Source organism: Bradyrhizobium sp. RD5-C2, assembly GCF_019972155.1.
Classification (GTDB): domain Bacteria; phylum Pseudomonadota; class Alphaproteobacteria; order Rhizobiales; family Xanthobacteraceae; genus Bradyrhizobium.
This window is the reverse complement of the sequence record NZ_BOVL01000053.1, coordinates 1-10,740: the sequence shown is the minus strand read 5'-3', so window position 1 is coordinate 10,740 and position 10,740 is coordinate 1. Positions and strand designations below refer to the sequence as shown.

At 59.2% G+C, this 10,740-nt stretch carries 10 protein-coding genes and 3 pseudogenes; 10 read left to right on the top strand and 3 right to left on the bottom strand.

The window, feature by feature from the left end:
* Window positions 1–189: 189 nt before the first annotated feature.
* Entirely contained in the window at window positions 190–672 is a 483-nt protein-coding gene (locus BraRD5C2_RS34180; protein ID WP_223975710.1) for a metallophosphoesterase family protein, read from the bottom strand.
* Window positions 673–717: 45 nt separating this feature from the next.
* Window positions 718–1,623 carry a ribonuclease Z gene (locus tag BraRD5C2_RS34175; protein ID WP_223975881.1) on the bottom strand — a complete coding sequence of 302 codons (906 nt, stop codon included), beginning with the start codon at window positions 1,621–1,623 and terminating at the stop codon, window positions 718–720.
* 691 nt (window positions 1,624–2,314) lie between these two features.
* On the opposite strand from BraRD5C2_RS34175, the gene BraRD5C2_RS34170 reads away from it, so the two are divergent.
* Window positions 2,315–2,557, top strand: coding sequence for a hypothetical protein (locus tag BraRD5C2_RS34170; RefSeq protein WP_223975878.1), 243 nt, complete (start codon window positions 2,315–2,317; stop codon window positions 2,555–2,557).
* Between the two features lie 458 nt (window positions 2,558–3,015).
* Here BraRD5C2_RS34170 and BraRD5C2_RS34165 read toward each other — a convergent pair whose 3' ends face one another.
* Entirely contained in the window at window positions 3,016–3,219 is a 204-nt protein-coding gene (locus BraRD5C2_RS34165) for a cold-shock protein (RefSeq protein ID WP_076865209.1), read from the bottom strand.
* Window positions 3,220–3,305: 86 nt separating this feature from the next.
* Between BraRD5C2_RS34165 and BraRD5C2_RS39780 the strand changes: the two are divergent.
* The 9 genes and pseudogenes from BraRD5C2_RS39780 to BraRD5C2_RS34125 all read left to right on the top strand — a co-directional run.
* Window positions 3,306–3,491: pseudogene (locus tag BraRD5C2_RS39780) on the top strand (hypothetical protein); the annotation flags it as partial.
* 1,332 nt (window positions 3,492–4,823) lie between these two features.
* A pseudogene (locus BraRD5C2_RS34160) lies at window positions 4,824–4,898 on the top strand (TMEM175 family protein); the annotation flags it as partial.
* Between the two features lie 1,095 nt (window positions 4,899–5,993).
* Entirely contained in the window at window positions 5,994–6,476 is a 483-nt protein-coding gene (locus tag BraRD5C2_RS34155; protein WP_223975875.1) for a TspO/MBR family protein, read from the top strand.
* Between the two features lie 563 nt (window positions 6,477–7,039).
* Window positions 7,040–7,471: pseudogene (locus BraRD5C2_RS34150) on the top strand (ATP dependent DNA ligase); the annotation flags it as partial.
* Between the two features lie 242 nt (window positions 7,472–7,713).
* Window positions 7,714–7,992, top strand: coding sequence for a hypothetical protein (locus BraRD5C2_RS34145; protein WP_223975873.1), 279 nt, complete (start codon window positions 7,714–7,716; stop codon window positions 7,990–7,992).
* Between the two features lie 202 nt (window positions 7,993–8,194).
* The gene (locus BraRD5C2_RS34140) at window positions 8,195–8,572 is read left to right on the top strand and encodes a hypothetical protein (RefSeq protein ID WP_223975871.1); all 378 of its coding nucleotides are present in this window, start codon (window positions 8,195–8,197) and stop codon (window positions 8,570–8,572) included.
* A 396-nt stretch (window positions 8,573–8,968) separates the two neighbouring features.
* Window positions 8,969–10,075, top strand: a complete 1,107-nt coding sequence (locus tag BraRD5C2_RS34135; protein WP_223975869.1) for a DNA topoisomerase IB — start codon at window positions 8,969–8,971, stop codon at window positions 10,073–10,075.
* Complete coding sequence (locus BraRD5C2_RS34130; protein WP_223975867.1) at window positions 10,072–10,233, top strand: hypothetical protein; 162 nt, start codon at window positions 10,072–10,074, stop codon at window positions 10,231–10,233. Before BraRD5C2_RS34135 ends, BraRD5C2_RS34130 begins: the two co-directional genes overlap by 4 nt.
* 9 nt (window positions 10,234–10,242) lie before the next feature.
* Window positions 10,243–10,440, top strand: coding sequence for a SemiSWEET family sugar transporter (locus BraRD5C2_RS34125; RefSeq protein ID WP_223975864.1), 198 nt, complete (start codon window positions 10,243–10,245; stop codon window positions 10,438–10,440).
* The last annotated feature ends 300 nt before the right edge of the window (window positions 10,441–10,740 follow it).

Sequence of the window (10,740 nt, the reverse complement as noted above, 5' to 3'; positions counted from 1 at the left end):
GTCCGCTTACTGGGCGTCTCGCTCTCCGCGCTCCATGACCAAGATCAGGTGGGACCCCAACTGGACCTGCCAATTTGACGCGATTGAATGCGGTCGATTTCCTCGTGGTCACGCTGAATGCCGAACCATCACGGCGTGGGACAGGCCGAGCATCGGACCTTCGCCCTGCATATCCCTGCGCCGCGCAGTTCAACGGGCCACGAGTTCATGGATGACCGGTCGCAGATTGTCAGACGTAACATCGAGCGTCGCAAGCGTGATCGGCAACTTGAAGCGCCCTGGCCCGGCGCTGCCGGGATTGACGTAGAGCACATTGTTGACCGTATCGACTTTCGGCACATGAGAATGGCCGGAGATGATGATGTCTATGCCGCGCTCAACGGGGTTGATTGGCAGCGTCTTGAGATCGTGCAATACGAAGATCGTCCGGCCTGCAAGCTCTATGAGCTCGGTGTCAGGGTATCCGCCGGCCCAATCGCCGTTGTCGACGTTCCCCCTGATCGCAGTGACCGGCGCGATCCGACGCAGCGCCGTGATGATGCCGGCCTGACCAATGTCACCGCCATGGATGATGTGGTCGACGCCAGCCAGCGCACGCGCCGCTTCCGGCCGCAACAGGCCGTGCGTATCCGAGATGATGCCGACCCTGAACGCTCTGGTGGTCGCCGGGATCGCGGTTTTCGCAGCGGGGGAGTCGATGTTGTTCAAAGGGATCGCCTAGATGGTAATGGTTGTGAAATCCGTCGCAACGCGGCTATTTGGAAAGGTCCGCGATGCCTCCGCCAGGATCTCTTCATCCGGATAGCGTCCGGAGATGTGTGTCAGGACAAGTTGCTTCACGCCGTTTTCCGCCGCCAGTAACGCTGCCTCCGCCGCGGTGAGATGTCCGTAGTCGCGCGCTAGTCCAGCGTCGCGCGCCAGGAAGGTGGCTTCGATGACCAACATGTCGGCATCCTGCACGTACCCCGCCAAGCCGTCGGTTGTCTCGGCGTCGCCGACGATAACAAGCTTCCGGGCTCCTTCGGGCGGCCCCAGAACGCTCTCCGGAGCGATCGTTCGGCCGTCCGCCAGGGTGATCGAGCGGCCCTCAACCAAGTCCTTCCGGATCGGCCCGTCAGGCACCCCGAATGCCGCAAGGCGGTCGGGGCGAAGATGGCGGCGCGCCGCGCTCTCGAAGACGAAGGCATAGCTGTCGGTGTCGCGATGGCGGACCGGAAAGCACCCGACCGAGAACTCGTCGGCGTCGAGGACCAAGCCTGGCTGCAGCGGCACGAGTTGCAAGGGGATCGGCGCTCTGTTTTCGCCCCAGAGCCCAGCCAACATCCTGACGACGACGTCGAGCGTGCCTGGACTGCCGTGGACGGTCACGAGATCCTCGCTCTGGCGCAGCCGGAGCGTCGAAAAGAGTCCTGGAATCCCGAGCACGTGGTCAAAATGCGCGTGAGTGAGCAGGAGGCGATCGAGCCGCCGGAAGCCCGCGCCGCTGCGCAATAGCTGCCGCTGCGTTCCCTCCCCACAATCCACCAGGAACCGATGGCTTCCGGCCTCGATCAGAAGGCCCGGATGATTGCGATCGGCGGACGGCACGCTGGCCGAGGTACCAAGGAATGTCAGATTGAACATTTTGGCGAATTCCGGATCCAAGCTGAACCTTCGGCACGTCCGAAAAGGGGCCAAAACCGGACATCCGAGCCTTCACGGCGCGTCAGAGACTATATCGCCTAAAGGACGTCGACAGAATTCCGATTGCGATAGCCTCGTTCCTGCAACATCCAGCCGTTGCCGTCAGGGTCCGCGAAACTTGCGATTACAATTGATGCTTCGTCCGCAACGTCTGCTGGCCCCACAGCCCCCGTCCAAGTCGCTGTCACGCCCCGTCCGAGCGAACAGCGGAAGGAGCCGTTGAAGATCATTTCTCGACATTGGCATGATCCCGCAGACACAAAATACCAATTGGCTAAGCGAAGAGCGGCTGTCGAAATTAGTTCACCGCCGGTCCGGGCCGACACGCCTCAACAGGCCGGTGAGAAGAAAAACTGCAGTCAGAGCGGGCTGGACACCTTCCTGCGGTCCATCAACCTAAAATCGCGCAGCGCTACATAAGAGCTAGCTGAAAAGCGATCCGGCGCGGGCGTAAACGGACAGCGACCCGGGCGCGGGGTGCGCCAGGGTCGCCACCAAACTCCCGGTCGGGGGGCAACCAGATCGCGGGAGCATGTACATGACTTCCAGCGTTGCCACTTGTTCCCGCCGAAAACCGATGCCGAATGTTCACGAATTGGGAACCGAAAAAAAGTTTATTCGGAGTCCTAAGATGTCGGACGAAGATATCGCTCTCAAAGCAGTCAGCGCCGCGCAAGAAATACTCGAAGAATACCTGGAACCTCGACCGCGCTCCAACGAGCGAATGATTTTAGATCGACTTGTCGAGGTACTCGGCCAGTCGGATCTCTTCGTTGCTGTCAGCCGTCGGATGCAGCGCGCCAACGGCGCAAGCTCGGGTAGGCCCGTTAGCAAATCAGCAATCAGATCGGCGGGCGCCTGCGCTGGACCGTAGCCCACGCTGCTCATGAACAACGACCTCGCTTAACGTCGTTCGCTCATCCCTCGTTCACATTGAGCTTCCTACTGTGCGCGACGCTCTGGTTCGCGGGCGAAAACGAACTCTCTTCTGGAGTTCGTTTTTTGAACGGCATAGGAGGAAACCAATGAAGCTCAAATTTGCACTTGTTGGACTTGCTGCACTCGGCAGCCTTGCAGCGGTCGGAAGTGCATCCGCGCTGCCCGTCGCAACGCCAAGTGCTCTCGGCAGCGCCGATACCGTCATCCGAGTCAGGGGCGGTCATGGCCACGGCCATGGATGGGGCCATCACGGCGGCCGCGGGCATCACTACGGCTGGGGCCGTGGCCACCATTATGGTTGGGGGCACCATCGCCACTAACCGGCGCGCGTGCGCTAGCTTTAAAACGAAGGCCCGCCGGGCGTGAACCGGCGGGGATCGGCTCCGAACCTCGTTAGCCGACTCTCAGATTCTCGGCAGACGTCTTGCCCCGATTTTCCCTCTCTTCATAGCTTACCTTTGCACCCTCGTTGAGACTGCTCAGACCGGCCTTTTCGACCGCCGAAATGTGCACGAATACGTCTTTGCCGCCGTTGTCGGGCTGAATGAATCCGTATCCTTTGGTTGGATTAAACCACTTAACAGTACCTGTAGCCACGTCGCCTCTCCTCTTGAGATAACGCGGCAGCCTAAGTCGGGAGCGCCGGCGGCTGCAAGGAAAACCGGCGGAGCATGAATGCCCGCTGCGAGACGCAACAGACGCGGCGCTGGACATCGTCAGGCGGCCGAAGTGGACGCCAATCCACGAGCTCGAACGCTACATGCGGTGAAAACAGTGCTCGCGCCGGCACGGCCACCCTTTCAAGCGCAGCCACCTTGTAGCGCTGCGGACGACCAAAATCTCCACAATGACCGCCTTCAACTTGGTGACCGTGAGAGCGATGATCGGCTCTAACGCTCATCCCGCATATATGGACTCCGCTGGGAAACGAGTCTCAAATCTTGATCCGCCGCCATGGTTTGGAGCCCGTGCATGTGCGGCACATTCGTCGGATTTCCCCATAAGCTCCAAGCGATCGCGCCACTCGCGAGTATTCCACCGCAGATAGCCAAAAGGTCCCGCTTCATTGCGCTTCCTCCGTGTGGCATCTTCGGTGCATAAATCAGGCCATGTTATGCGGAGAAGTCTAGGCAAGCGGGACCATGCAGTGCAGTCCTTATTTCGGCGCGACCACGGTCTATCTTCATGCCCCCATGGGAAACAGAGCCAGACTACTACATAGAGATTATCGATACCGGCGCCAGACCATAACCGTGGCATTGGGAGCTGGGGAGACGAAGCAAGCCAATGGGCGCGCTATTCGGCTCGAATGGCTTTCAGTCTCCGACTGCCGCGGAATATGCTGGCAAGCGAGCTCTTGAGCGCTTTTTGGAGGAACTCTTCAAAGAGGAAAGACGCAACTTGTAGGAACTGAGTTGCACTAATCTGCGGTTGGTTGCCCATCAAATCACCTTGCGAAGGCTGCTTCATCACGCTGTCATGCGGGTGGGTCCTTGGAGCGACACCGGGATATGTCTCGCCTCGCACCATCTTTCCCAACCCCCGTCGGTCCCAGACCCGGCGGGGGTTATTGGTGGAAGACGTTTCCTGCGCCGGCTTGGCGCTCAGTGTGCAACAGCAGGTGCTGTGAACATCGTCCTGAGCTGGCATGATAGCGTTGGCGTTTTTGTTGAATCTAGACCGTCACTCAAGACCGCCCCTCTTCGCTAGCAGCCATTGCATGGGGCTCGCTGCATTTATTGCAGAGAGGTGGGGCGTATTCTTCGGCATAAAATCCTCGCGGTATGGACGGGAGCACAAAACTCTCAGTCACCGATGGATGCCGTGGCCGGGCGATGATCCGGGCACTACTGAGTGCCTTTCATTTGAGTATGTCGACTCACACTTTACCGGGGCCCCGTAACATCGGCCAAAGCCATTGCAGCACTGAGAGCACCGGCCAAACCTTGATTGCCGCTCGATTAATCGGAATCAGGACACTGAGATGGCGAATTCGTTCTCGACGGCCAACGTCGGGCCGCCCACCAGCCTGCCAGAGGCGCGCCGAATGCGGGGCACCATGTGAATTGCGCAACGGATGGCGCGACGACGGCTATCAGCGTTCCGAACATGCACACGAAGACCGGAAAGATCGCGGTTGCGAACAGCTCAGGATTACGATGACCTCGCAGCGCCAGACTCCATAGATCGGTCTTTTCGAAATGCGCCGGTTGGAGGCGTTGAGCAACACCATTTTCGGCGTTGCTATGACGCTGCTGGCCTACGATCTACCGAAGGCCAGCAGGTTCGTGCGACAGATGCGGCGCGGGGTTCCGACGATTGGAACTATCGTCCGAACTTGGTCATAGCAGTGAGTATCAATGCCATATATGCGAGACCGTGCTCGAGGTTTTTGACGGCAGTAATCTCATTGCATACCGGCTCACCGTTCAGCCGAAAGGTAGTTCAGCGCGCGAGCGGAGCCACTCGGCCGCGTAAACAAAGTGGCTCCGCCTTGCCCGCGCTGGCGGTCCCACCCGCAGGTTGGGCGACAATCTCACCAACGCTGTATTTCAGTTTCGTGACACGAGTGTTGCTGTCCCCCGGCTGCCCGCAACGCTGCCGGGCATTCTTTGTTTCGTGTCCTTGCGCTTTGACCAATCCGTGGTGATCGTCGCCTCCTGCCCGCGAGGCGTGGCGGTTTCACCCGACGCTGGATGGCGCGATCATTGGCCAGCGTCGATACACCAATGGTCCGGCCGCTCATTCCCGTCTGGCAGTCCCGCGGAATGGCTCGCTGGCGGCCATGTCACCTGCAACATCCAGTGCCATGGTGGCTGCGATCGGATGGTGGATGTACGCCTGGATGCCCTGCCCCAGCATCAGCCCCGGTCGCGCGTCGGCTAGCGTTTGGTCTGCAAGGTCTGCGGTGTGGCCGGCGCAGTGCACGTTACGCCCAACCGGCATGACATGGGGTGCCGCGTGCCATTTTCCGAAAACCGGAGATCGTGATGGAAGTCGCTGCCTCAGCCCCGCGCACGTAGCGATAGCTTAAAACCAGCGCCCCCAGCGCCGGACTTTAGTCACAGCGCCAGGGATCGCTACTCCCAGCGGCTGAGGAGCAGACCGGGAGCTTGAAAGCCGACTCTTTCCGTATCCATTCGTTCCTAGAAACAACGATCAGCGAACTACCTCCTCAGAGGTAAGAAACGATTGCGCGCTTGCGCAGTATTCTATCCGTCAGGATTTTGCACTTTACATCCTGGGGCCAGAGCCAACGCTGCCCGTATGTATTTTAAGCGGGCGGCGTTGTGCACTGAATCTTCGCGCTGCCTACATTAGCTCGGTCCGAATTAGCTCGGTCCGAAAATTTTTAGATAGAGAAAAACCAAATGGCCGTTCCCATCGTTATAGCGAGCACCCTCGTTATCTTCGTCCTTGCCGTGGGCAGCTGGTCTACGACGGTGGACACCTGGTACCGGGACTTACGCAAGCCATCTTGGAATCCGCCGGATTGGGTCTTCGGACCGGCCTGGACCGCCATACTGGCTCTCGCCGGCTGGTCGGGCGTCTCGTCCTGGACGAATGCCATCGGCGACAAGCCGGGTCGTATTCTCATTCTGTCGCTATTCGCCTTGAATATCGTCCTGCATATGCTGTGGAGTCCGCTCTTCTTCGCCTTGAAGAGACCGGACTGGGCTTTGGTCGAGGTCCCGTTTCTTTGGCTCTCAATCGCGGCGCTCATGCTCGCAGTCGGACGGTATTCCCTATTGTCCGTCTGGCTTCTATTGCCCTACCTGCTTTGGGTGACCTTCGCAGCGTTCCTCAATCTCAAGATCGTTCGGCTGAACCGTCCGTTCGGCGAGCTTGCTTGAGGTAGAACTGCAGACGCATGCTCTCGCTGAACCGAATGTCCGGCCTGCGAGCTATTGAAGACCAGCCGCCCGCCGATTAGTCCAAAGATCAGATTTTCAGCTCACTTGGACCTGCCAACCGCGTCGCTGCGAAAGCGAAGCGAAGTGTGCAAGTCGCGGCAGAAGTTGAGCGCACGTTGCTGCTCTACTCAACGAACCAAAGCCGCCATGCAAATGGTCTCGCACCACCGTCTAAGGACCGTGGCAGATCGGGCAGCGGGGATTAGTCGATGACGAGCTGGGGGCGCCGGCGAAAGTTATCTATGGCGCGGTTCGCCAATACAAGCTTCCGACTCTCCCCTCTCATCACCTGCGATTTAATGTTCCCAAGTAGATATTCGGCGGTTTGCTGAGGATCGGCAATCTCATCCAGACCCGCTGAGAAAATCCCAGGCGATCTGCAGCGAGCTTTCGACAAGGGGCGGCAGTGGCTCGGTCATGGAATAGGAACGCCCTCGAGGCACCACCGTTCCTCTCGCTCCGTGAAGGCGGGTCCTTAACCAGGCTGCAGGCGTCTTGCCGGCCAGTTCAGCGAGAGCTTCGAAGTCGACGGCCCGGAGATGTTCGCCCACGCCTGCAAGTTGGGCCTCGAAGGCGTCGTGAAGGTCAGGGACAGCGTGTATGCGACCGGCGCGCGCAGCCGCGACTGGGTCAAGAAAACCTGCGCGCAGCGCGAGACGCTGACGATCGCAGGCTTTGCGCTCGACGGCAACAAATGGGACGGCATCATGTCCGGCCGCCGCAAAGGCGATGACCTGATCTACGCCGGCAAGGTCGACCATGGCTGCGATAAGGCCTCGGCGACCGTTCTCCGGAAGCGCCTGACGCCGCTGATCCGGAAAACGCAATCCTATGCAAAGCGCATTGCTCACAAGGCGATCTGGGTGGAGCCGGATGCACTGGCCGAGATCGAGTACCGCGCCAAATCCGCAGATGGAAAAGTACGGCATCCGTTTTCGTGGCGTGCTGATGGAGAAGTACCAAAGGTGCCGCGCGGGTTCCGCAACATGTTCGACAACCGCAATAGGCGCCGCCTGAATCGCGAACGCTAATTTCCGGAAAGCCTCTCATCGAGATTTCCCGCAGGCGGCGAGCGCAAGTTCGCTCCTCCGATGCATCATTGCGATCTCTTTAGGAACGATCTCAAATAGCCCTGGTTTTCTAGTCTGTTCTATTAAAAAGAGGAAGGAAACGACCGATGAAAATCGCAAAGATCGTCTTGGCAACCGCATTCCTAGTTGGCTCGATTGCGACGGCATCCGCCCAAGGTGGCGGAGGCGGTGGCGGTGGCGGAGACTCCCCGGCCGCGACCTCGGGTCAGGGCGCGTCCAGCAGTCCGAGCGCGGCAAATCCAGGCGCGACGCAGAATGATCCGAAAGAGAGAGAAGGCACGACAGGCAAGAGCAGCGGCACCATGCCCAAGGACGGCACCATGTCCAAGGACGGCGCGATGTCCAAGGAGCACATGAAGAAGTAAGCCATGCGTAGAATCGTTCGTCGGACTCTCTCCCACGCAACTCGGCCCCAGCATCGCCTCCTCGCTGGGGCCTTTTTGCATCTGACACGGTCACGTTTCGACCCGCAAGACGCCGACGAGATTATTTCTGACGGCCGAGAACAGAAGCATCATCTTCCGCTCGGCTCTGTTTTAAGGGACAACCCAAAGGATGAAGAACTCAATGAAGGTTCAACCGAATAAGCGGGGCCGGCCCGCTACGGGCAAGGAACCTCTAATGGGGTTTCGCGCATCTCCTGAAATGCGCGCAAGCGTGGTCAGATGGGCTGAATATCAACCGGGCATGCCGTCCCTGTCCGAAGCCATCCGTCGGTTGGTCGAGCTCGGTTTGACCGTACCGACCAACCCTCTGACTGATGAGCGCGAAGATCAGCAAGGCCGCGAAGACCCAAAGCAACGCGCCCGCCAACTGGCCAGCAATGCAATCGACAAGGTGACCGATCCCGCGGCCAGCCCCGACGATCAAGCCAGTCGTAAGCGCAGGCTGATCAAAGGACCTGAGGAATTTCAGAAGGTGCGTCGCGATCGATATCGAAAATGAGCGATAGGCGTGACAGTCGCCGCCTTTCTGCGGGCATCTTCAATGCAACCGGCAAGCCAGGAACGAGCCATGGGACACGCGGCGAGCGCTGCAGCCTCGATTTCCCTACCGCCGGTGACGATGTGTGCCACTAGCGCGAGTTGCACCATCGGGCGACAATCGTCGTCCTCTCGCGCGGTTCGACGTTGAAGCCGGCCCGCGCGCATAAAGTCGGATGTTCCCTGATCGGAACGTCGAGGCTCCCGGCCTATAGCTTACCTGAGCTAAGGCAGTCGACCTTCTTCCGCGAAATGCGAAAGTAGCCGACGTACTCCGAAGGAACCAACCTTCCCTACGAACCTTATCGCTCGAGGAAGCCGTTGCTTCGCAAGCGCTTCTTTCTGCGAGGAAACGAAGATGCTTCGAAATAGCAGGATCGAAGAGGTTCCCGACCGAGCAGCTGACGTCGCCTCTTCGATTGCAGAAGAAGGACTGCGGTACGTAAACGACGCAAGTCCTGGGTATCGCCGCAAGCGGACCGGCACTTCGTTCACGTACTACGACAAGGACGGCAAGCAGATCACCGATAAAGCCATCGTTCGTCGCATCAAGTCGATCGGCATCCCTCCCGCCTACGAATTCGTCTGGATATGCCCATCGGCCAACGGTCACATACAGGCGACAGGTGTCGACGCCCGGGGACGGAAGCAATACCGCTATCACTCGAAATGGCGCGAGCTGCGCGACCAGAACAAATACGCGCACGTAGTGCAATTTGCGGCCGCGTTGCCATCGCTGCGCGCCCAGGTGTCGGCGGACATGAAACTCGAAGGCTTGCCGCGTGACAAGGTGTTGGCGACCATCGTCAGCTTGCTCGAGAAGACGCTGATCCGCGTGGGAAATGCGGAGTATGCCCAGCAGAACAAGTCCTACGGCCTGACCACAATGAGGCGCAAGCATGTGGCGATCGGAAGGGGCGTGCTCCGTTTCGACTTCACGGGTAAGTCGGGTAAACAATGGAAGCTGCAGGTCGAGGACAAGCGCATCACGGCCGTCGTAAAGCGCTGCGCCGAAATTCCAGGTCATGAACTCTTCAAGTACCTTGACGACAACAACGCGTCGCACACGGTCGATTCCGGTGACGTCAACACGTACATCCGGGAGATCACGGGACAGGACTTCACCGCCAAGGACTTCCGCACGTGGGCGGGAACCGTGCTGGCTGCGCTCGCGCTGGCAGAATTCAAGAAGTATGACAGCCAGACCGAGGCCAAGCGCAACGTCGTCGCCGCCATCGAGAAGGTCGCGAAGCAGCTCGGCAACACGCCTGCCATCTGCCGCAACAGCTATGTCCATCCTGAGGTCCTCAGTGCCTACATGTCCGGGGACCTGATCAAGATGATCGATGCGAAGATTGCCCAGAAGTTCAAGCGGCAGTACGCAAAGCTGACCGCCGAAGAGATCATGGTATTGGCATTTCTCCACAAGCGGTTGAACTCGCTGAAATCGGCGGACGCGGCATGAAGCGCTGCGCCGTCGTCTATTTGAGCACGCTGGAAGTGCTGCCGCCGTTGGATTTCATCTTCGTCGGCGCCATCGGCAGGAAGTTGTCCGCCGAGTACGTGGGCGACATGACGCTGACGGCGGGTTCGGCCGCGATCGGTGGCTTGCTCCCCAAATGATCGGGGTGGATGTCAGAGATTGCAACCTATGTCGGCGGCATGGCTACGTTGCTCGCGCCGCTATCGTATATCCCTCAGGTCCGGAAGGCTTGGCCAGCGGGATCCACGAAGGACTTGTCGCTCCACATGCTGGCGGTGTTGACGCTTGGGCTCGGTCTCTGGATCGTCTGCGGTGCTTCGCGGAGACTGGGTCATCATCTTGGCTAACTCTATCGGGGCAACCTTGGCCGCCGTCGTGCTCGGTTGCAAGATTCGCGACTTGCATTGACGGCATCACCTTCCCGATTTCACGCTCGACCACTCCGATTTGCCTGAAATCGAGGCAGCTTCGGTCCTAGGGACCAATTTAGAGACGTTCTCGTGATGGGCTTTCAAAAACGTCCGGCGACTAGGCGCTATCGAGGTCGATCAGCGCAATGCCGGTGTCGGGCTTTTTCTTTCGTCGCAGATGGACCGGCGTATCAGTGAGGACGACCTCTAGCGTTGGTCTGACCGTACCCGCCAAAA

What these genes read in the sequence shown, in the direction of transcription:
- BraRD5C2_RS34125 (WP_223975864.1), top strand. Translation starts at nt 10,243, where the DNA reads ATGTCAGAGATTGCAACCTATGTCGGCGGCATGGCTACGTTGCTCGCG.
- BraRD5C2_RS34140 (WP_223975871.1), top strand. Translation starts at nt 8,195, where the DNA reads ATGAAGGTTCAACCGAATAAGCGGGGCCGGCCCGCTACGGGCAAGGAA.
- BraRD5C2_RS34170 (WP_223975878.1), top strand. Translation starts at nt 2,315, where the DNA reads ATGTCGGACGAAGATATCGCTCTCAAAGCAGTCAGCGCCGCGCAAGAA.
- BraRD5C2_RS34130 (WP_223975867.1), top strand. Translation starts at nt 10,072, where the DNA reads ATGAAGCGCTGCGCCGTCGTCTATTTGAGCACGCTGGAAGTGCTGCCG.
- BraRD5C2_RS34145 (WP_223975873.1), top strand. Translation starts at nt 7,714, where the DNA reads ATGAAAATCGCAAAGATCGTCTTGGCAACCGCATTCCTAGTTGGCTCG.
- BraRD5C2_RS34135 (WP_223975869.1), top strand. Translation starts at nt 8,969, where the DNA reads ATGCTTCGAAATAGCAGGATCGAAGAGGTTCCCGACCGAGCAGCTGAC.
- BraRD5C2_RS34175 (WP_223975881.1), bottom strand. Translation starts at nt 1,623, where the DNA reads ATGTTCAATCTGACATTCCTTGGTACCTCGGCCAGCGTGCCGTCCGCC.
- BraRD5C2_RS34155 (WP_223975875.1), top strand. Translation starts at nt 5,994, where the DNA reads ATGGCCGTTCCCATCGTTATAGCGAGCACCCTCGTTATCTTCGTCCTT.